Genomic DNA, 21,313 nt, shown 5'->3' with positions numbered 1-21,313 from the left:
CGCGAGTTCGGACTCGTGAATCTGTCGGAGCCTGTCTCGACCCCAATCCGAATCCTGCGCATAGTGCCAACACTTCAGGGGGGTGTTTCTTGGCTATATTCACGACGACTGCGTATCCGCTTATCTCGCTTGTTGAAGACATTGCGCTCGGCAAGATTGGTCTGCCAGATATCCAGCGGCCCTTTGTCTGGCCCAACAAGAACGTCCGAAACCTCTTTGATTCCCTTTATCGCGGCTATCCTGCCGGCTACCTGCTATTTTGGGAGACCGGGGCGGACAGCACCGCCAGGACAATTGGGCAAGGTAGTCACCACTCAGCTCCCGCCCTTGCGATAGTCGACGGCCAGCAGCGACTGACATCGCTCTTTGCCGTCGTTAAGGGACGAGAGGTCTTGCGTGCGGATTTCAAGCGAGAGCGCATACGCATTGCCTTCAATCCGCTGGTGGAGACCTTTGAGGTCACCGATGCTTCGATCTTGAAGGACAAGGCCTATATTCCCGACATTTCGGTCTTGTGGGCGCCTGGAGCGAGCCTATTCAAAATTGCGGGCGCCTATGTCAGTGAATTGGCGAACGTACGTGCCCTCACCGACGCCGAAAAAGAACTAGCCCAAGAGGCCATAGGCCGCCTGCATGCTTTGACCTCGTATGCATTCACCGCCCTAACGCTCAACGCGTCCGTCAAGCCGGAAGAGGTCGCCGAGGTCTTTGTCCGCATTAATGGCGAGGGCAAGAAGCTCAACCAGTCCGATTTCATCATGACGCTGATGTCGGTGTTTTGGGACAAAGGCCGTGCCGAGCTTGAGGATTTTGCCCAAGCGGCAGCTGTTGCTGGCCAAGGGACGCCATCGGGCTTCAACCACTACCTCAAGCCATCACCCGACCAGTTGCTGCGCGCGACGGTAGGGCTTGGGCTGAAAAGGGCGCGTCTCCAGAACGTTTACAGCGTGCTGCGCGGCCGCGACGCCGTGACAGGCGAGGTTGATGTCGCCAAGCGTGACGCCCAGTTCGATCTGCTCACACAGGCCCAAGCTCGCTCCCTCAACCTCTCAAACTGGCACCATTTCCTGAGCGCGCTCAATCTTGCTGGCTACCGGCACGAAGGTATGATCTCATCTGAAACTTCGATCATCTATGCCTATGTCCTCTACCTAATCGGATTGGTCGACCATGGGATCGACAAGCAGGAGCTCCGACAGGCCATTGCCGAGTTCTTTTTCATGGCGTCCTTGACTGGCCGCTACACCAGCAGCCCGGAGACCAAATTCGATTTTGACCTGGCGCAATTGCGCGGCATTCCGGACGGGAAGGCATACCTGGCCAAGCTCCGAGAAATTTGCGCAACGACGCTGACGAGCGATTACTGGTCTATATCCCTGCCCAGTGATCTGGCGACGTCGGCATCCCGTAGCCCATCGCGCTTTGCGTATCAGGCCTCGCTGATCCTGCTGGGCGCTCGGGCCTTGTTCAGCCCGCTCAAGATCTCGGACATGATCGACCCGTCTGTCAAAGGGACGAAGGCCACGTTCGAACAACACCACCTGTTCCCTCGTGGCTATCTGTCCAAGATTGGGATCACGGATCTCCGCCAGGTCAACCAGATCGCCAACTTCGCGCTCGTGGAATGGCCGGACAACGGCAAGATCAGTGACCAGGCGCCGTCCACTTACGCGCCGAGCTGGCATGCAGCCCTTTCCTCTAAGGATAGGACCGACATGATGCGCTGGCATGCCCTGCCGGCCGAGTGGTGGAACATGGAGTACCAGGATTTCCTGCGCGAGCGGCGCAGCCTCATGGGCAAGCTGGTCCATGACGCGTATCGGAAGTTGTGCGGCGATATCGAACCAGAGGCAGCGGTAAAGCTGTCAGTCCAAGAACTTTTGGCATCAGGTGAAACAGACACCGTCGAGTACAAGTCTACCCTGCGCACCAATCTGCACACCGGCGAGGTGGACGAAAAAATGCACATGGCGATGCTGAAGACCCTCGCGGGCTTTCTCAATGCCAAGGGCGGCACGCTGATGATCGGTGTGGCTGACGACGGCAAGGTCGTTGGTCTCAGCGCCGATGGCTTCGCCAGCGAGGACAAGATGGCGCTTCACCTGGTCAATCTGATCCGTGACCGAATAGGCGACCTGTTCTTGCCCTACATCCATCCCCACTTCGATGAGCAGGAGGGCGAAAGGGTGATGGTGGTTCACTGTGAGGCCGGGCCAAAAGCCGCCTTCATCAAGGATGGAGCGGCCCATCGATTTTTCGTACGCGGTGCTAATGCGACTGCCGAGTTGTCCGGCAATGCCGTGACAGACTATGTGAAGGTAAGGTTCCCGTGATCCATCGGATTCGGTGCCGTTCGGACCGTGTCGCGGGACCATCTAGTTATCGATTTGCCTGTGGTGCCGGACAATGGTCCGGCACGACAGCTATGAGTTGAGGATTTTTGCAGTATGAACGCGGTCGAGATCGAACAGGCCGTATCCGAGCTGACCGAGCAGCCATTTGACGCAGCGGAATTTCCGTTCGCGTTCCTGCGCGCCTTTGGCAACAAGGACACCACGATCAAGCGCCTGCGCTCGGGCGAGTCCAACAAGTCCGATCTGGACGGCGTGCTGCAGACCAATCATATCCATATCAAGGTCGCCGAGCCCGGCACTGTCGCGGCCGCGTTCGAGGCGCTGAAGGCCAGCCCAGCCGCCAAGCGGTTCAAGGCGAGGTTCGTGCTCGCCACCGATGGGGTCGAGCTCTATGCCGAGGACCTGACCTCGGATGAGGCGCCGGTGATCTGCGCCTTCGCAGATTTTCCTAACCACTTCGGGTCTTTTCTGGCGCTGGCGGGCATTTCCACCGTCAAGCAGGTGCGCGAAAGCACCTTTGATATTCGTGCCACTAGCCGTCTCAACCGGCTTTATGTCGAGCTGCTCAAGGACAATCCGGATTGGGGCACGGCGGCGCGGCGGCCGGACATGAACCATTTCATGGCCCGGCTGATCTTCTGCTGCTTTGCCGAAGACACCGACATCTTCAACGGCAAGCGCCTGTTCACGGCCACGGTGGAGCAGTTTACCGAGCGCGATGGCGGCAACACCCACGAGGTGATCGGCGCCATCTTCACCGCTATGAACACGCCGACCCAGCACGACGGCGCGCCAGATGGCCGCTATCGCAAGGCGGCGGGCCTGCGGCCCTGGGCCGATGCCTTTCCCTATGTGAATGGCGGGCTGTTTTCCGGCAGCACCGACGTACCGCGCTTCTCGCGGATCGCGCGCTCCTATCTCATCAATATTGGCAGCCTCGACTGGACCCGGATCAATCCCGATATTTTCGGTTCGATGATCCAGGCGGTGGCCGACGACGAGGAGCGTGGCGCGCTGGGCATGCACTACACCTCGGTGCCGAATATCCTCAAGGTGCTCAATCCGTTGTTCCTCGACGACCTGCGCGATAAGCTGGACGAAGCCGGCGACAACGGCCGCAAGCTGCTCAACCTGCGCAACCGCATGGCCCGCATTCGGGTGTTCGACCCGGCCTGTGGCTCGGGCAATTTTTTGGTCATTGCCTACAAGCAGATGCGCGAGATTGAGGCCGAGATCAACCGGCGGCGCGGCGAGGAGGGCAGAGCCAGCGATATCCCACTGACCAATTTTCGCGGCATCGAACTCCGCCACTTCCCCGCCGAAATTGCGCGGTTGGCGCTGATCATCGCCGAATACCAGGCCGACGTGGTCTATCGCGGCCAGAAGGAAGCCTTAGCGGCATTCCTGCCGCTCGATCAGGAAAACTGGATAGTCCAGGGCAATGCACTACGGCTGGACTGGCTAAGCGTATGTCCGCCGACGGGCACCGGCGTGAAGCATCGGGCGGATGATCTGTTCGAGACGCCTTTGAACCAAGCTCAGATTGATTTTGAGAATGAGGGCGGGGAAACATATATTTGCGGAAATCCTCCTTATTTGGGTAGCAAGTGGCAATCAGCGCAACAGAAAGATGATCTTCGGGCCATTTTCGAAAGTTATACGGACGCCTGGCGGTCATTGGATTACGTTGCTGGCTGGTTTCTAAAATCAGCGGAATACGGCACGCGGACAAAAACTGTTGCCGCACTTGTTTCAACCAACTCAATTTGCCAAGGGGTCCAGGTTCCGTATTTGTGGCCCATATTGTTTTCGTGCGGTTACGAGATCGAATTTGCACATACAAGTTTTAAGTGGGCAAATCTGGCCAGCCACAATGCTGGAGTTACGGTCGTGATCGTAGCTATATCTAACCGTGGTTCAAATAGACGTCGTCTATTTTCGCTCGATGACAATGGTCAAACCGTTGTCAAAGATGTTCCTTACATCAACTCCTATCTTATTCCTGGTGTCGGGATTGAAATTCAACCATCGCGCTATTCCATAGCTTCGAACGCATACATGGACTTGGGGAACATGCCCAAGGACGGAGGCAACCTTATCCTATCCGCTGACGAGGCAGATAAAGCTGCACATGCCGATCCGTCGATCGCGAAGTTCATTCTGGATTTTGTCGGTTCGCAGGAGTTTGTGAAAGGCATCGTCCGCCGCTGTCTGTGGATCGAAGACTCGCAGGTTTTGGAAGCACGACAATCCGCTTTCATTGATAAGCGACTTGCCGACGTGCGCGATATGCGCCTCGCAAGTGACGCAGAGTCAACCCGCGCCTTCGCCAGCAGGCCTCATCGCTTCAAACAGATTCAGGGTCGAGGCGTAAGGTCAACTATCGTTGTGCCAAAAGTTACTTCTGAAAATCGTCCCTATTTGCCCGTAGGTTTATTATCTAGCAATTCAATCGTCTCCGACAACGCTTTTGCTTTATATGATGCCCCAACTTGGAATTTGGCATTAATCGCTTCGCGGATGCATTTGATTTGGATTGCTACTGTGTGTGGCAAGCTAGAGACTCGCTACCGCTACTCCAATACTCTTGGCTGGAACACCTTCCCCGTCCCACCCCTCACCGAGCGCAACAAGGCCGACCTCACTCGCTGCGCGGAGGACATCCTCCTCGCCCGCGAGGCGCATTTCCCGGCCACCATTGCCGATCTCTACGACCCCGAAGCCATGCCCGCCGACCTGCGCGCCGCTCATGAGCGCAATGACGCAGTGCTGGAGCGCATCTACATCGGCCGCCGCTTCCGCAACGATACTGAGCGGCTGGAAAAGCTGTTCGAACTCTACACCAAAATGGTTGCCAACGACGCAGCCAAGCTCAAGGGCAAAGCCCGGAAAGCCCGCGCCGATGGCTGACCGCACTTACCAACCCGGCGGCGACGCCAAGGCCATTTCCGAGATCGCCAAAACCCATTTCAGTGACGACTATGCCAAGATGTTCGAACATCATGGCTGGCCCGAACGCGGTGCGGATATGATGCGCAAGGTTCAGGCCCGCGTGGTCGAAAGCTATGGCAGCGTCCGCGCCTTCGAGGCCCATTTCAGCAAGGACAAGGTATGAGCATTGAGACCAAAGCCGTCCCGTCTGTTTCGGTCTCCTATGCCCGCAATGGCACCTCGACCAAGGCCAATGAACTCGGTATGCGCCCGATGCAGGAGCGCGCCTATGATCATCGCGGCGAGCAATATCTGCTGATCAAATCGCCACCCGCCTCGGGGAAGAGCCGCGCGCTGATGTTCGTGGCACTCGACAAGCTGCACAACCAGGGGCTCAAGCAGGCCATTATCGTCGTGCCCGAAAAATCCATTGGTTCGAGCTTCAACGATGAGCCTTTAAGCCAATACGGGTTCTGGGCCGACTGGGCGGTGGTGCCGAAGTGGAACCTCTGCAATGCCCCGGGCGAGGACGGCGGCAAGGTCAATTCGGTCCGCGCCTTCCTCGACAGCGATGACCGTATCCTGGTGTGTACCCACGCCACCTTCCGATTCGCGGTTGATCGCTTCGGCATCGAGGCCTTCGACGACCGACTGATCGCCGTGGACGAATTCCACCACGTCTCGTCCAACCCGGACAACAAGCTTGGCGCCCATCTCGGCGCCTTCATAGCCCGCGGCAGGGTGCACCTGGTGGCCATGACGGGCTCTTATTTCCGAGGCGATTCCGAGGCTGTCCTGTCGCCGACCGACGAGGACAAGTTCGAAACGGTGACCTACACCTATTACGAGCAGCTCAACGGCTACGAGTATCTCAAGCACCTCGACATCGGCTATTTCTTCTACTCGGGCGCCTATGCCGACGACATCCTTAAGGTGCTGAACCCGAACGAAAAGACCATCATCCATATCCCTAGCGTCAATTCGCGCGAGAGCACAAAGGACAAGATCCGGGAGGTCGAGCACATCATCGACGCGCTGGGCGCCTGGGAGGGCGTCGACGACAAGACCGGCTTTCAACTGGTCCGCACCGGCGAGGGCAAGCTGCTGCGCATAGCCGACCTGGTCACCGACGATCCAGGCAAGCGCGACGTCGTCTCGTCGGCGCTCAAGGACTCGGCCCAGAAGAACAACCGCGACCATGTCGACATCATCATCGCGCTGGGCATGGCCAAGGAGGGGTTTGACTGGATCTGGTGCGAACACGCGTTGACCATCGGTTACCGATCCAGCCTCACCGAGATCGTCCAGATCATCGGCCGCGCCACACGGGATGCGCCCGGGAAGACGCGCGCGCGCTTCAGCAATTTGATCGCTGAACCAGATGCTACGAGCGAAGCCGTGACCGAGGCGGTCAACGACACACTCAAGGCCATCGCCGCCAGCCTGCTGATGGAGCAGGTGCTGACGCCACGCTTCGAGTTCAGACCGAAGAACCCCAACAACGAGGCGGCACCGGGCTTCGACTATGGCGAGGGTGGCTACGACCCGGACAAGGCCAATATCGGCTTCAACGAAGATACGGGCCGCATCCAGATCGAAATCAAGGGCCTGGCCGAGCCAAAGAGCGAAGAAGCCAAGCGCATCTGCCGCGAGGACCTCAACGAGGTCATCGCCACCTTCGTGCAGGATAAGCGCAGCCTGGAGCGCGGCCTGTTCGACAGCGAGATGGTGCCCGAAGAGCTGACGGTCGCGCGCATGGGCAAGATCATCAAGGACATGTACCCCGAGCGCGACGAGGAAGATCAAGAGGCCATCCGCCAGCACGCCATTGCCGCACTGAACATCACCCAGCAGGCCAAGGGTGCATTGATCGGTGGTCCCGCTGTCGGTGGCGGGGATGAGGAAATGCTCAACACCGCGTTTATTCAGGGCGTGCGCCGCTTCGCGATGAGCGTCAAAGAACTCGATATTGACCTGATCGACCGCATCAATCCTTTCGGGGAAGCCTATGCGATCCTCGCCAAGGCCATGAGCGAAGAAAGCCTCAAGCAGGTTGCTGCCGTCATCGCGGGCAAAAAGGCCAGCCTGACGCCCGAGGAAGCGCGCGAACTTGCGCGCCGAGCCTTGCGGTTCAAGCAGGAGCGGGGACGGCTGCCCTCAATCGCGGCGCAGGACCCATGGGAAAAGCGCATGGCCGAAGGCGTCGCCTTCCTCGCCCGCATGAAGGCCGAGGCCGCCCGTGTCTAAATTCACCGACGAAGACGATGCGCTTCTGGGCGAACTCGGCGTCGAGGTCGAGCTCGAGCAACACGCCAGCCGCTCCCCCAAGGAGGAGCGCATCATCGCAGGCTTTGAGGATATTCAGCGCTTCGTCGATGAGCATGGCCGCGCGCCCCTGCACGGCGAGGACCAAGACATCTTCGAGCGGCTGTACGCGGTCCGGTTGGATCGCTTGCGTGAACTCCCGGACTGTCGCGCACTGCTGGAGCCGCTCGATCGGCAGGGCATATTGTCTTCTGTCGCCGCGACGCCGGCCGCGGTCAAGGATCTGGACGACGATGCCCTGCTAGCCGAACTCGGCGTGGATGGCATCGGTAACGACGACGTCACCAATCTGCGCTTCGTGCGCTCAGGTACCGAAAAACGTGCCGCCGAGGAGATCGCCAATCGCGAGAAGTGCGAGGACTTCGAGCGGTTTGCGCCGCTGTTCGACGCGGTACAGGACGATCTCGACACTGGAGCCCGGGTAACGCGGCCGTTCGTGAAGGACGCCGGGTTCCTCAAGGCCGACATCACTCAAGGGCAGTTCTTCGTTTTGGGCGGCCAGGTTGCCTATGTTGCCGACGTCGGCGAGCCGATCAAGGCACCCAATGGGGAAACCGACGCCAGGCTCCGTGTCGTCTATTCCAATGGCACTGAGAGTAATCTGCTGCTGCGTTCGCTGCAGCGGGCACTGTACAAGGACGAAGGCGGTCGGCGGATAACCGAGCCCAATGCTGGACCGCTTTTCGCCGACACGCGCGATGAAGATGACCTGGCAAGCGGCACCATCTATGTCTTGCGCAGCAAGTCGGATGAGCCTTACGTCTCCCAGCATCGCGATCTCCTGCACAAGATAGGGGTGACCGGGGGCGACGTTCAGCAACGTATTGCCAATGCCAGGCTCGATGCGACGTTCCTTCTCGCCGATGTCGAAGTCGTCGCCACTTATCGCCTGTTCAACATCAACCGCACGAAGCTGGAGAATATCATTCACAGGGTGTTCCGGCACGCGCGGTTGGATCTGTCGATAGCTGATCGGTTCGGCAACCCCGTGGTGCCGCGGGAGTGGTTCCTCGTGCCACTGTTCGTCATTGACGAGGCTGTCGAGCGGATCAAGGACGGCTCCATTGCTGAGGTGCGATACGATCCCCAGACCGCCAAGCTTGTGGTCGACTGAGGCTTGCTCCTCACAATAGAGGGCATCTCTCTTTCTCGGCTACGCCTCATGGGTGAGGTGTTCTGGTGTGATCGAGGTGTTCTTTCTGCGTCTGTCTCGAACCGGCCGCCCCTCGCGCGATGCGCAGGGCGGCAAGCTTCGCCGGTTCGAGCCAGCCGTCGAATGCCCGACACGACCGCCCTTCGCATCACAATGTGATGCAGGGCGGCAAGCTCTCTTCGTTCGTCATGCCGGTCATCCGAGCATCTTTCCGAAGGGGAAAGATGCTGTCCATTCCAATGTCAAACCGCCCTTCGCTTACCTTCGGCAAGCAGGGCGGCAAGCTCGCTAAAGAAGCTCGTTTGACATCGTAATGGCCGTATTCTCGTGGGGTTTCCCGCCACGACAATACGGCCAGGAAGAACACCGGCTTTTGAGCTGAAGAACACCTTCTATCAGTCGGGTAAGATGCCCTTTTGCAGTCGGGTAAGATGGGCTTGGTTCAGGAACAGGCTGACCGAAATTTACGAGTGAGCAGATTAATTTGCGGCGAAACTTGAAACCCTGAGATCTGGAGTTATCTGGTTTACACAGAGACAAACACCGAGGGTGTTATGACGCTCGACGAGCTACGCCAATTTTCGGCGGACCAGATCAAGGACATGAAATTCGACTTGGCTCTGAGCACCCAGGCGGACTACGGGCGCATCAATAGGGCGGTCGGTGGTGACTTCGTGGCCTATCTCCGTTCGGCACCCAACAGCACTTTCTACAAAAGGAAAGCTGCACTCCTTTGGCGCCTAAGGTTCTCGTTGGCGGAGAGCATAGCCGACATCGATGAAGCCTCGGCCCGAGGTGAGACCAACCTCGGGTGGCGCCTGGACCAGGCGCGTGTGTACGCAGAGCTGGTCAAGAGCATAGCGGCTGAAACCCGAAAACAGTCTCGCTCACAAAAAGGCAAAAGCAAAAAAATCGGCCTGAAGGCTTTGAGCAAGACGGGAGATTTTCGGGACCGACTTGTTGAAGCGGCAGGGAAAGCGGGGCTCATTGGCATACTTGTTCTTTCGATCGCGGGTGTGCGCCCGGCAGAGATTGAAAGAGGCGTTACGCTGCAGGCGTCCGGTGACCACGGGTTGGATATCCACATACGTGGGGCAAAGCATACCGAAGCCACTGGTCACGAGCGCCGCGCTCAACGGCATGATGCGCGCAAGTGGAACCTCACCGCAAAGCTTTTGGCTTTGGTAAAAAAAGCCGGCGGTAAGTTGCTGTTTTCTCGTAGGCCCGACTTGCTGCGCGACGACATCAAAAGAGCAGCCGCGAGAGCAAAGTTGCCGCTAACCATCAGCCCCTACACGCTTCGTCACCGGTTCTCTGCGGACCTAAAGAAAGCAGGTTGGTCACCCGTTGAGGTAGCAAAAGCTATGGGGCATGCGTCCACAAGGACTGGCGGGAGATACGCTCGAAAGCAATCGGGCGGAAGCGGCACCGGCAGCATGACGGCAGTGTGGACGTCGGGGGAGGTGAGGGAGTTCGGCAAGCCAACACCGGAAGAATACGCCAAATTGGGAAGTCCAAAGTCCAATGTGTTGGCCTTTGAGGAGCCGGAGCCGTAGTTAAAGTACAACAGATTGAGTTTTCTCTCATCCCGCCCATTTGAGCCGTTCAGGCACCCCTGGCTGATGCCTGAAAGCAGACGTCCCACCCCACCGGCCGCTACCGGCAGAGTGGGTTAGAGGCGACAGCATTAGGCTGATACAGCTGTGACGTTCTTGCATCAGCGCTTCGCCGATTGCAGGCCTCTAGCAGTAGTCGTCCATGGATTCCCCAAACTGCTCCCCGGCCAGTGCGCAAAAGTGCTTCAACGCGCCTTGGAGGGTGTAAAAGGTGAACTCACTGCGGTGAAGGAAGCGGCCTTCGAGGACAGAGATGTGGGCCACTGCCCAATCCTTCATGGCCTCGCCATCAAAGCGCGTGAGCACGATCAAATCGTCGTCCCGAAGCCGGTGTTCCACCACTAGGCTGGTGGAAAGATTATTCTGGGCGAAAATCGTGCCGAACGACAATCTTGAGGCGTAGAGCATCAGACCGTCGTCCGTGAACTCATCTGGGCAGCATGGGAATTCGGTTGGCACCTTCCATCGCGCCTGGACCGCCAGTGGTGTCAACGAGGGATAAAGGGATTCTGGGTGGTCAATCATTCAGCAAGCCCCAAAAATATCGTAGCCAAGGAAGAGCTTGCTGAGAATATTCCTTCGGTAAAGCCCTCAAAGGGACGATGTACGCCCTCCTGTCACTAAATGCATATGCAGTTACATGTCACAAAGGAGTACGATGTTGCGTCAATGACACACATTGGCGAAGCCACACGCTCTGGGAGAAGCAATATCCGAATCACATCGCTGCCCAACAGCAAGGCAGCCAGTGTCTCCAGAGACCGCTCTTAGCAGCCTCGCGCCCCGTTCCAGCCGTTCAGTCGGGTCACGCGACTACCTACCAAGGGACACGCCACCGTCGTGTCTCGGTCATCTTAACCTGTCTTAAAATGAACTGCCGTCCTACTACCTTCGATCATCTTGCAAACATCGAACGAGATTGAAATTGCTCCCTGACTGGATGGGTGACGGCTGGACCCTGCTTTGGTTCACAGCGTCAGTGTTTGCCGCGAGTCATGTCTTGGCTCACTTCGTGCGTTACAAAAAGCTCCGGTTTTGGGTAGGATACGGCTCTCTTTTCTTGGGCGGAGCTGCGCTAATCACGAGTTTTCACTCGGGACTAACAGACGTCAACGCAGTCAGAGAGGAATTGGCAAAGGATAGATTGGGCCGGGCAGGCAGGGAAATTCTCGATCGGGTTGCATGGTCGGAAGACTATCTCTGTAACTTTCCGGCAGTGAAGACATCTTCGTCGCCCTCAGATTTCGACGAGATCAACGCGGAGCGGGTCCTTGCCTGTCATGTGTTCCAACAAATTGGAAGCTATGCGACGACGCAGTGGGATTCTGCATCCTCACCGTTTGCACCCACAGATGATGGCTTGAGTGAAATCACCGACAGGATATGGAGACAGTCCATCGAACGGCTCGAAGAGGCTTCGGCGGAACATGCGGCCGCTCTAGAAGCGCTTTCCCAATTACACGTTCAGGCTTGGCCCTTGTGGTCTGGCCTTGAGCCGTTCCTGATATCCGCATCATGGTCGGTTGGGCTGGCGCTGATGGTTCCTGTTCGAAGGCGTAAACGCACGCAGGTTCCATAAGCGCGACAAATAGTAATTGGTAGCTTGGGATGACCTAGGCGGTAAAGCGCCCCATTTCAGCCGTTGAGACCGTTATTGAGATAAACCAAAAGCGGACAAACTGGTTTGCATGGGGGCGTGATGACAGAAAATAGCGAATGGAAGGCGATAGCTGCTAGGGTAGAGGGTTTTGTCGATGCGGTGCGGCTGTGGTCATCCTTCCACGGTGGGATTGCCAATGGCAGCCAGGGAAAGCAGCTGTTCCCGATCGCCAAAAGCATCTACGGCACTTTGATCGCATACGCCGGTTCGCCAGGAGCTGTGCTTCCTTCGACCTCGATAAATTGGGCCTCAATGTTGCGGCTTCGCGCGATCTTCGAGGTCGATATGCAAACCAATCTCGAGGGATTTGTCGGTGAAGCTGCAGTTCTCCTCCACAGCATTGTTGCCGAGACAAACTACCTAATATCCGATCGGGACGCGATTATTCGGTCTCTCTCGGAGCGCGCCTTCCTCCATCTGCAATGGCTTATCGCTGCCGACCCGGACGCCAAAAGGAAATGGTCGGAGGCTTTCAATTCTGGTGAGACGCAATGTGAAAAGTTAGGTGCCGCCCACCTGCTTTGGCACGGAATCTATGCTTTCAAGGCAGTGAGTGGCAGGGCCACCGATCTAGTGTTGGGCGAGCAGCCTTCGACTGGTTCGTTGGGGTTCACACAAGGCTCTATCCTTACCGAGTGGAAGGTTGCTCGTTCTCAAAAGATAGAAAATTTGGCACATGATGCGGTGTTGCAGGCGGAAGCGTACTCCTCCAGCCTATTGGGCGGGACTGAACTCAGGACATTGCGATACATCGTCATCGTTTCGCAAAAGAAGATGCTGATGCCCGCCGATCACCCAAGGGACGGGCGTGTCTATCGACACATAAACATTGCCGTTGAACCTGACAGCCCGTCGGTGGAAGCGCCCCGGATGGGAAGGGCAGAGCGAACCGCATAGCCTGCATGTCGGGCTCCTCGATCGCGTTGATCGCTTTACGGGGTCGGAGCCTCGAGCAAGGTCGTCCGTCGAGCGCTTCGAGGGGGAAAAGCGAGGCAAGGCGATCTTAAATCCTTAGGCGACTACCTTCAGTAGGGACCTCGGTCCAGCCGACGCAAAAACAGGCGTGCAGTGATCAGGTTGACCTGAAGGCGGAAAGTGGCGTCCTCCTCCTCCGACAAACCCGGATGTCCGCCATGTGGATGCATGCGATTCATCAATCCTTGGACGAACTGCGGCTTTTGACTGTTGGCGTGCCATTCGTTGTAATCTGAAAGAAGGAATGGAGGGGTCACACCAGACCCCAGGAAATCCCGTTTTTGCTTGCTGTCCATGCCGGCGGTGGCACCCAACCTGTCGGCGGTCTCGTTGAGATAGCTCTCGAAGAAGTTGCGGAGTTCGCCGTTCGCGCCAGACCATTCGCCGCGCTGAAAGGCGGACGTTGCCCGCGACAAATGGCCGGCGGCAACAACGAGACCATGCTTCTGAAGGAGCTGCAGTACTTCGCTTTCAGCCTCCCGCATGTTGAGACCTGGGATGTCGTTCGGCAACATCCTGACCAGGGTAGCGGGTTCCGACGGCATGCGGCCGAAGCCAAACGTTTGGGCCGGCGGCGCAGGTTCAATGACATCGAAGCCATCGAAACGAAGTCCTGCCTTTAGCCGGAGCCATGACGGCTTGTCGTAGGCGCCGGAGTAATTTTCCAGCGCTCGCTCTACCAGTGCCCGCTCGATCGTAACGAGTCCTGAAGTGGTGATGACCTTGCCCAACTCTTCGATCGCTGCACTTGATAGTCGCGCGATCCTGTCAGACTTACTGCTGCCACCACCGCGATGCGCAAGGTTCCACTCGACTTCGATGACGTTGATGTCGGAATGGGAATGGGTGTCCGAAATTACTTCCGCGGCGGCGACGATAGTCATTCGATTGAATTCGGCCATTGCAGTTTTTCAAGAATTCTAGTGAATCGGAAAATGAGCTGATCAGCTTATTCATTGAGCCAGTTCTTTCGGCCACCGCAATCGCTTTCGCGAGCCTCAATTGTAGGCGTCATAACCGACACATCGGCGCAAGTAGACACGGATGCGCTTTTGCCATTTCGTTTGCCATCCCGGTTGTGCGAACTCTGTCGGTGGGACAAGGGGATGCATCGACGATATGGGACATCACTACGTTCCTCGGTTCTTGCTACGGGAATGGCTTGTCACCGTGGGCAAGCAGCGTGTCCTTAACCGAGATTGCTGTGGAAAGAGAGGGTTGTGAGGGTCTCGCGAGGGTCCGAGCGAGGTTTACGGCTCAGTGCCGGCGACCCACTCTAGCCCTCCTTGTTGGAGGTCAGCATGACGAAGGACGAAATTCTAGAAGCCATACAATTGGGTGATTTCGACGGCACTGAATTTGCCGAGATCGCCGGCACGGCCTTGACGGCGGCACTCGACGGCGGGGATGTCGAAATCGACGACATCATCGACGAGGTGGACATGTCGACGAGCGGCCGTTTGTCCGCATCGCTTGTTGAGAGGTACAGGACAGAGGAGACGATCCACAGCCTCATCGGTTTGGTAGTCCAGCGCGCCGGTCCTGGACGCACCACAGACCAAGTCCACGAGATGGCCCTGCATCATTGGACACTGGACGGCCTGGAAGAGGTCGAACGGACGTTCGCCGCAGCACTTCGTGACATCCGGCAACGCGAGAAGCTGCAACTCCCTTTCCACACGACGCCGTCTGACCTGAAGTGATCCTCCAGCCGGGCTCCCGGGCGTCCAGCGTCAATGGACTACCAGGAGCTCATTTTGAAAAGCCTGCCATCGTCACCTTCATCGTGGAGGCGGAGCACGATCTCCGACGGCGTGAACACTGGATCGTTCGCTTCACGCGGAGGCAGGTCGGAATCGATCAACGTGATGATCGACTGCAGGCCCATACCTGTGTAGCGGCGGATTACGGCGAGCAGGTTTTCCTTCTTCCGGTCGTCCAGGGACTCGAACACGCCGTCATGGAAAGCAAAGCGCGGAAACGCTTCGTCGAGATGGGCACGCAATACTGCAAGGTCGAAGGCGATGCACAATAGCTTTTTGTAGCTGTAACCGCGATCTGCACTGGTCGCGATGCCAGCGTCGTTCAGCAACTCTGCCCTGAAATCCAAGTGTCCGTACTGGTTCACGACGACGCTGAGTAGGGCCTGGTGATCGATGACGTCTTGAACGATTTCGTTGAAGTAGATGCGGATGCGAGAGAACAAGCTCTGCTCGTCGGCATTCTTCGCTTCCACTTCGGCCTCAATCGCTGATTGGAGGTGGCTCTTGTCATCCTTGAGATTACGGATGTCCGTCCGGAGCTGGGCCAGGCGCTGCACGAAGCCGCGTTGGCGTTCCAAACCTTCGATATCGGCACGCAATGTGACCAGTTCGTTGGCAAGACGCTTGTATTTGTCGAAGGCGTCCGTGCTGCTGAGGAAAGCCAGCATTCCCGAACGTCGCTTGCCCAGGGTGTTGATCTCGGTATTCAACGATTTCAGCTCCGCCTCGATCTCGGCGCGCTCTTCAACCAGATAGCCGTGCCGTTCTTCGGTTATCGCCTTGTTGAAGTCGATGAGCTGCTTGAAATCCCGCTTTATCTGCCCCGCGAACAGCACGCCGGCTTCGCGGAACAATTCGGCGGCGTCTTCGGGATCGAACAGGATTTGATCCTCTTCGAGCGAGGCGATAACTTTTTTCCGGTTCTGGGTAAGCGAATAGCGACGTTGATTGAGCAGAGCCAGGCGCTCGTCGACCTGATCGACGAGCTGTTTGGTGACAGTCTTGTCCTGCCCACGGAAATCGAAGGCATCCAGCAACCCCTGCTTCTTCTCGACTTCCTGCCGCTTAAGCAGGAGGAGGCCATCCACCTTGCCGGCGTCCTCGATTTCACCGCCCATTTCCTGCCGGATAGTCAGAGCCTTTTGCTCGGTCTCTTCGAGCTCAGCTTCTTTGGCGTAGTGCCGCGTCAGCAGGTCAGCATCGAAACCGAGAATGTGAGCAAGGAAGGGCTTCCATTCGGCATGAGCGTTGGCGAATTTGCTTAGCTGGAAAACGTCACCGTAGTCTTCCTGCGACCGCAGGAAATACCCCAGGCCCTTACGATAGGGCCACGGCTTCACGGCGCGGAAGTCGAGGAAACTGTCCAGAAGGTCCTTGGCCCGGTCGAATGGAACATCGCAATGGTCCCATTCGAGGTCAGGAAGCGTCGAGAAGTCCTGATCGCGCGCGAGATGCTTTTTGAACGCTATCTTGGTGGCTTCCGCAACGCTGCGCCGGACCGTCACATAGCTTCCGTCGAGCAATTCGATCTCGAGAAAGAAAACGAAGTCTTCAAAAGTTTCGAGATGTTTGAACAGGAAGAACTTGGCGTTTCGACTGGCGAGAAAGCCAAAGTCCAGCATCCTCCCCAATGTGCTCTTGCCGAGGTTATGCGTGTCGCGATCGCGATTTTCCGGCAGCCGAATTTCGGCCAGGACTACGTTGAGATCCGGTTCGAACAGCACGGCCCCGAACACGTCGGGACGACTGGAATAAAGCTTAGATGGCTTCATTCTGCCCTACATATTCGATCGCGTCGGTCTTGGGATGGTACTCGATCAGACCGAGCAGAAAGAGGAAATTGAGCGAGGGCAAGAACAGGACGTCGCCGCCGACCACATTCTTGCGAATAAAAGCGAGCAGCGCCTCGTAACCACAGAGGCGCAGTGCGCGCAGCCGGGTCAGTATCATAAGAGCGACATTGACCACGGTGCGATCGGGATGGGCGTGTTTGCTAGGCTTCAGCATCGGCGACCTCCCCAATGTCGCAATTCCAGTACATGTAGAACAGCACAGCGCGCGTCAGTCGCTTGTGTTGCTTTTGCCTAAGGACCGGGTCTCGAGCGAACAACAGGTCGAGCAGATACTCCATCACAGAGTCGAAATTTTGGAAATCCTTCCGCTTGGTGATGATCTTCAACTGGAATTCTTCTGCAGTCACTTCGTATGATTTCAAAATGTCCAGGTTTTCCGGTGCCGCCAGGAACGCCCGGATCTGCGCCGTGTCTTTGAGGTAACGTTTCCGGAGTTCCTTGGCGTATTGCTCGCTCATATTGTTGAGCTTGTTTTTCAGCTCATAGGAGGTCCGCTCGCTTGGAGGAGCGTCAAGGACAGCCGTCAGGTCCGCTTGATGGCCAGCAATGGCCTCCACGACAACGGCTAACTCGTCCGACGAAACGATCAGGGGCGAGTCCACCGGGTCAAGATCGGCAAGGGCCGGAACCTTGGGGAACCGCTTCATGTATGATTCAAGCTGCTGGGTACCACAGAGGTAGATTGAGCTTTCGGAGATGCCGCACGCCTTGGCGATGTGCCCGGTGATAGCCTGATCGGCATTCCCCGAGAGACGCCGATTGGCGAACAGCATGTAATGGTCCAACTGGTTGGCCGCGCGTAGCTTGCTCACACGCGGGACCTCCTTGCCGACCACGGTGTCCGCTGAATTTGCACTAAAGAAGTCGGTCTCACTGAAATGGCGGTTATATCCATTCGTGTGCTTGGCCTGGATGATGACCGTGCCGATCCAGGGAGAGGCCTTGCTGGGATGAAGTTCGGCCGTGCCGACGAACTTGGCGTCTCGGCCGCCGTCGGGTCCTTTTGCGAAACCTTTGACAGAACTGCCGAGCAGATGCTGGCAGAGAAGCACGATCAGCTCCTCGAACTGATCTTCGCTGAGGTCCTCATATGCGAACTTCACATTGCCCCCGCTTGTCGATTCCGAGCCTCGTTATGCCAACCATGGGCTAACATGGTTTCATCGTTGAGCAAAATTTCCAGTGGGGTCGAGAGAGGCCGGCTGATCACGCGCAACTGAACGGCCCGCTGGCGTGGGTGCTGTCCCAACTACATCAATCGCCTGCCTGTTACTGCCCGGTCGTTGAGGCCTCAATACTCGGACACCGTTCCGTTCTGCCCACAACCGGTTTCCAACAGGCGGTTAGATATGTCGTTACTCGCGGGACATCTCCCATGAGCTCTCAATTTTGGGACGAAGGAGGTATTCATGAACAAGGATTAGCGCGAGGTCGCACGCAGATACGGTCTCGAGTAGAGATATCCTGGTCCAGGACGCAGCCCAACTCTTACAGGCGATCCGCCTGATCGGGAGTCTCAACGCCTTCGGCAACGACTCGCATCCCGAGACGCTGGGCATTTCAACACCGAAAGCCGAGCCGAGCCGAGCCGAGCCGAGCCGAGCCTGCATGGCAAAGAGCCGCCGCTCAATCAAGGCGGCGACCCTCATTTTTCTCGTACGGGCCAAAACGGGGGAACCGCGTGCTGGCCTCGTGGCCCTAGGCCGAAGTCAGTTCGTTGGCGCGCAACAGATCGGCGTACAGGCCTCCCTTCACCCTAAGCTCCACCGGCGGTCCAACCACCCTGTCCGGCACCGCGGCAGCAGCAGCAGTGATCGCGTTGGCATAGTCCGTTAGCGTGCGGAACGCCCCACCGCGGACAGTCTCTCGTACGTCCATATGAACCGTCGGGATCAACGCTCCCCGGATGGCTGCTTTCCAACACGCGCTGCCTAGAAGCGGACAGGCTGCTTCCGTGAAGAGTTTCGGCTGCCGGCAGGCGCCCGAAAGTCCCCGAAGAACGAACCCGCGAGCCACGGGATGGGAGCTATGGGTTTTTCCCGATTTGGCCAGTCTGGGGGCCGCCCAAATGGTGTGATCGGGCTGCAGCGCCAGGGGTGGATAGGTCAATGTTGCGGCCGCTGAGTTGGAGTCTGCCGCGACAGATAGAGCTTCCGTGAAGAGTTTCGGCTGCCGGCAGGCGCCCGAAAGTCCCCGAAGAACGAACCCGCGAGCCACGGGATGGGAGCTATGGGTTTTTCCCGATTTGGCCAGTCTGGGGGCCGCCCAAATGGTGTGATCGGGCTGCAGCGCCAGGGTTGGATAGGTCAATGTTGCGGCCGCTGAGTTGGAGTCTGCCGCGACAGATAGGGCCGAGCGAGCGGGTGATGACGATCCATGTATGGAGGGGCGCGAGGTCTCTCGCAGGCTGCGATGGTGTTATCGCGGTCTGAGGACGTGATCGGTTAAGCCGGGTCATGGACGGTCTCCCGGGTTGGTGGTCGGGCGGTTGGCGGCGCCCGCGGCTGGCACCATGCAGCGAAGGTCTCGATGATCACCATGGTGCCACCGCAGCAGGGACAAGGGGGGCGCGGGTCTGAAGTCTCGGCGGTCGGCGGTTCGTCCGGCGCCGGCGCCACCTCAAGCAGATCGCGGACATGGGCGAGAGCGTCCTTACGGGATGAGCCGGCGAGCAGGCCGTAATGCCGGATGCGGTGGAACCCGCGCGGCAGAACGTGGATCAGGAAACGGCGGATGAACTCGTCGGCGGTCAGGGTCATGACCTGCTGCCGATCGGCGCCGCTGCGGCGATAGTTCTTGTAGCGGAAGGTCACCCCGGCCTCGTCGAACGCGATGAGGCGGCTGTTGGAGATGGCGACCCGGTGGGTATAGCGCGAGAGATAGGCGAGCACAGCCTCAGGCCCTGCAAAGGGCGCTTTGGCATAGACCACCCAACGCTTTCTGCGGACCGGGGCGAGGTGACGGACGAAGGCACGGCGGTCGCTGATCCCTGCCAGTTTGCCGAAGAAGCCGAGCTTTCCGGCATCATGGAGGTCGAGCAGCCTGATCAGGAACAACCGGCGGAACAGCGCGCCCAGAACCCTGACCGGCAGCAGGAAGGCCGGGCGCGACGAGAGCCACCGCCCATCCGGTGCTATGCCGCCACCGGGCACGATCATGTGGATATGGGGATGGTGGGTCATGGCCGAACCCCAAGTGTGAAGCACGGCGGTGATGCCGATGCGGACGCCCAGATGTTTTGGGTCGGCGGCAATCGTCAGCATGGTCTCGGACGCCGCCTTGAACAGCAGGTCGTAGACCAGCGCCTTGTTGTGGAAGGCGATATCGGCGACCTCGGCCGGCAGGGTGAACACGACGTGGAAATAGCCGACCGGCAGGAGATTGGCCTCCTGGGCCTCCAACCATGTGCGTGCCGCCGCGCCCTGGCACCGCGGACAGTGCCGGTTGCGACAGGAGTTGTAGGCGATCCGCTGATGCCCGCAGTCGGAACAGGCTTCGACGTGACCGCCCAGAGCTGCAGTGCGGCAGGTCTCGATCGCCGACATGACCTTGAGCTGGCTGAGGCTCAGATGCCCGGCTTGGGCCGCGCGATAGGCTGGACCGGCAGCCCGGAAGATATCGGCAACCTCGATGGTGGTGCGCACCAGCTCAGGGGTCGGGTGGTTCCTCCGTCGGAACGAAGATGCCCAGGCGGTCGAGCGGACTGGTCACAGCCCGCACCGTGCGCGTTGCCACCTTGGTGTAGAGGGCGGTGTTCTCCAGCTTGGCGTGACCGAGCAGCGCCTGGATAATGCGGATATCGACGCCGTCCTCCAGGAGATGGGTGGCAAAGCTGTGCCGCAATGTGTGCGGCCCAACGCGCCTGGTAATCTCGGCCGCATGAGCCGCCTCGACGACCACACGATAGAGTTGCCTGGTGCTGATCGGCTTGAGGGCGTGCTGGCCCGGAAACAGCCAGCCGTCGCGGTGCAGCACGCCCTGGCGATGGCCGACCTGCCACCACTGGCGCAGCAGGGTGAGCAGATCGGGCGAGAGCATGGCATTGCGATATTGCCCACCTTTGCCGCGCTCGACCCGGATCAGCATGCGTTCGCTGTCGATATCGCGCACCTTGAGCATCGCGACCTCACCCACGCGCAATCCGGCGCCATAGGCGACCGACAGCGCCGCCTGGTGCTTGAGACTGGTGGTTGCGTTGAGCAGGCGCGCCACCTCGTCGCGGCTCAATACCACCGGCAGGTTACGGGGCCGGCTCACGCGCACCAGCTTGCGGGCCAGATCGGGTCGGTCGAGCGTGTTGGTGAAGAAGAACCGCAGCGCCGAGACCACGCTGTTCATGGTCGGCACGGGAACATCGGCCTCGCTCTGGGCGAGCTGAAACTGGCGCACATCCTCGCTGGTCGCCGTGTCCGGCGATCGCCGCAGGAAGCTGGCGAAGCGCCCCACGTCACGGATGTAGTTGCGCTGGGTCGCCACCGAGAAGTGGCGCATGGTCATATCGTCGATCAGCTTCTGGCGCAGCGGGCTGACAGGGCTATTGGGAAGGGGCGTTGTCATCGTTGGGCTCCTGGGTTGAAGGAGCCAAAAGGGAACGCCTGAACCAGGCGATCCTCAATCAAGCCGTGACGCTGGTGCCTTGCCATCACCTCACCACGCGCACCCTCCCGCGCAGCGGGTTAGTTC

Annotated in this window: 16 protein-coding genes; 9 read left to right on the top strand and 7 right to left on the bottom strand. The window is 58.5% G+C overall.

The window, feature by feature from the left end:
* Positions 1–89 precede the first annotated feature (89 nt).
* From ASD04_RS17590 to ASD04_RS17565, 6 genes are all read left to right on the top strand, one after another.
* Positions 90–2,333 carry a DUF262 domain-containing protein gene (locus ASD04_RS17590; protein ID WP_056259871.1) on the top strand — a complete coding sequence of 748 codons (2,244 nt, stop codon included), beginning with the start codon at positions 90–92 and terminating at the stop codon, positions 2,331–2,333.
* A 114-nt stretch (positions 2,334–2,447) separates the two neighbouring features.
* On the top strand, positions 2,448–5,264 hold the full coding sequence (locus ASD04_RS17585) for a DNA methyltransferase (RefSeq protein ID WP_056259870.1): 2,817 nt from the start codon (positions 2,448–2,450) through the stop codon (positions 5,262–5,264).
* Positions 5,257–5,469, top strand: a complete 213-nt coding sequence (locus ASD04_RS17580) for a hypothetical protein (protein ID WP_056259868.1) — start codon at positions 5,257–5,259, stop codon at positions 5,467–5,469. The genes ASD04_RS17585 and ASD04_RS17580 overlap by 8 nt, the downstream gene beginning before the upstream one ends.
* Positions 5,466–7,532 (top strand): pseudomurein-binding repeat-containing protein, encoded by a 2,067-nt coding sequence (locus ASD04_RS17575; protein WP_056259867.1) that lies wholly within the window; start codon positions 5,466–5,468, stop codon positions 7,530–7,532. The genes ASD04_RS17580 and ASD04_RS17575 overlap by 4 nt, the downstream gene beginning before the upstream one ends.
* Positions 7,525–8,724: a GIY-YIG nuclease family protein gene (locus ASD04_RS17570; protein WP_056259864.1), complete on the top strand. Its 1,200-nt coding sequence runs from the start codon at positions 7,525–7,527 to the stop codon at positions 8,722–8,724. Before ASD04_RS17575 ends, ASD04_RS17570 begins: the two co-directional genes overlap by 8 nt.
* A gap of 593 nt (positions 8,725–9,317) precedes the next feature.
* Positions 9,318–10,319 (top strand): tyrosine-type recombinase/integrase, encoded by a 1,002-nt coding sequence (locus ASD04_RS17565; RefSeq protein WP_056259862.1) that lies wholly within the window; start codon positions 9,318–9,320, stop codon positions 10,317–10,319.
* 186 nt (positions 10,320–10,505) lie between these two features.
* Here ASD04_RS17565 and ASD04_RS17560 read toward each other — a convergent pair whose 3' ends face one another.
* A complete protein-coding gene (locus ASD04_RS17560; protein ID WP_156461320.1) occupies positions 10,506–10,904 on the bottom strand; it encodes a hypothetical protein in 399 nt (132 codons plus the stop codon).
* A gap of 400 nt (positions 10,905–11,304) precedes the next feature.
* Between ASD04_RS17560 and ASD04_RS19550 the strand changes: the two genes are divergently transcribed.
* Together ASD04_RS19550 and ASD04_RS17555 are read left to right on the top strand one after the other, a co-directional pair.
* On the top strand, positions 11,305–11,958 hold the full coding sequence (locus tag ASD04_RS19550) for a hypothetical protein (RefSeq protein WP_156461319.1): 654 nt from the start codon (positions 11,305–11,307) through the stop codon (positions 11,956–11,958).
* Positions 11,959–12,078: 120 nt separating this feature from the next.
* Positions 12,079–12,936 (top strand): hypothetical protein, encoded by an 858-nt coding sequence (locus ASD04_RS17555; protein ID WP_056259858.1) that lies wholly within the window; start codon positions 12,079–12,081, stop codon positions 12,934–12,936.
* Positions 12,937–13,064: 128 nt separating this feature from the next.
* Here the strand turns inward: ASD04_RS17555 and ASD04_RS17550 are convergent, their stop codons facing one another.
* Positions 13,065–13,916 carry a hypothetical protein gene (locus ASD04_RS17550; RefSeq protein ID WP_056259857.1) on the bottom strand — a complete coding sequence of 284 codons (852 nt, stop codon included), beginning with the start codon at positions 13,914–13,916 and terminating at the stop codon, positions 13,065–13,067.
* Positions 13,917–14,315: 399 nt separating this feature from the next.
* Here ASD04_RS17550 and ASD04_RS17545 point away from each other — a divergent pair, with 399 nt between their 5' ends.
* Positions 14,316–14,717 (top strand): hypothetical protein, encoded by a 402-nt coding sequence (locus tag ASD04_RS17545; RefSeq protein ID WP_056259856.1) that lies wholly within the window; start codon positions 14,316–14,318, stop codon positions 14,715–14,717.
* Positions 14,718–14,755: 38 nt separating this feature from the next.
* On the opposite strand, the gene ASD04_RS17540 is transcribed toward ASD04_RS17545, so the two are convergent.
* The 5 genes from ASD04_RS17540 to ASD04_RS17510 all read right to left on the bottom strand — a co-directional run bounded on the left by ASD04_RS17540 (position 14,756) and on the right by ASD04_RS17510 (position 21,187).
* Positions 14,756–16,549, bottom strand: a complete 1,794-nt coding sequence (locus tag ASD04_RS17540) for a DUF2326 domain-containing protein (protein ID WP_056259854.1) — start codon at positions 16,547–16,549, stop codon at positions 14,756–14,758.
* Positions 16,536–16,784 carry an ABC-three component system middle component 8 gene (locus tag ASD04_RS17535; protein ID WP_056259852.1) on the bottom strand — a complete coding sequence of 83 codons (249 nt, stop codon included), beginning with the start codon at positions 16,782–16,784 and terminating at the stop codon, positions 16,536–16,538. Before ASD04_RS17535 ends, ASD04_RS17540 begins: the two co-directional genes overlap by 14 nt.
* Positions 16,771–17,733, bottom strand: a complete 963-nt coding sequence (locus ASD04_RS17530) for an ABC-three component system protein (RefSeq protein WP_056259850.1) — start codon at positions 17,731–17,733, stop codon at positions 16,771–16,773. Before ASD04_RS17530 ends, ASD04_RS17535 begins: the two co-directional genes overlap by 14 nt.
* Positions 17,734–19,074: 1,341 nt before the next feature.
* Positions 19,075–20,277 carry an IS91 family transposase gene (locus tag ASD04_RS17515; protein WP_200940295.1) on the bottom strand — a complete coding sequence of 401 codons (1,203 nt, stop codon included), beginning with the start codon at positions 20,275–20,277 and terminating at the stop codon, positions 19,075–19,077.
* 1 nt (position 20,278) lies between these two features.
* A complete protein-coding gene (locus ASD04_RS17510; RefSeq protein WP_056259842.1) occupies positions 20,279–21,187 on the bottom strand; it encodes a tyrosine-type recombinase/integrase in 909 nt (302 codons plus the stop codon).
* Between the last annotated feature and the right edge of the window lie 126 nt (positions 21,188–21,313).

The sequence above is a fragment of the Devosia sp. Root436 genome (assembly GCF_001426345.1).
Lineage (GTDB): Bacteria > Pseudomonadota > Alphaproteobacteria > Rhizobiales > Devosiaceae > Devosia.
Note: the sequence above shows the minus strand (reverse complement) of the source record. Positions and strands in the feature narration are given on the sequence as shown.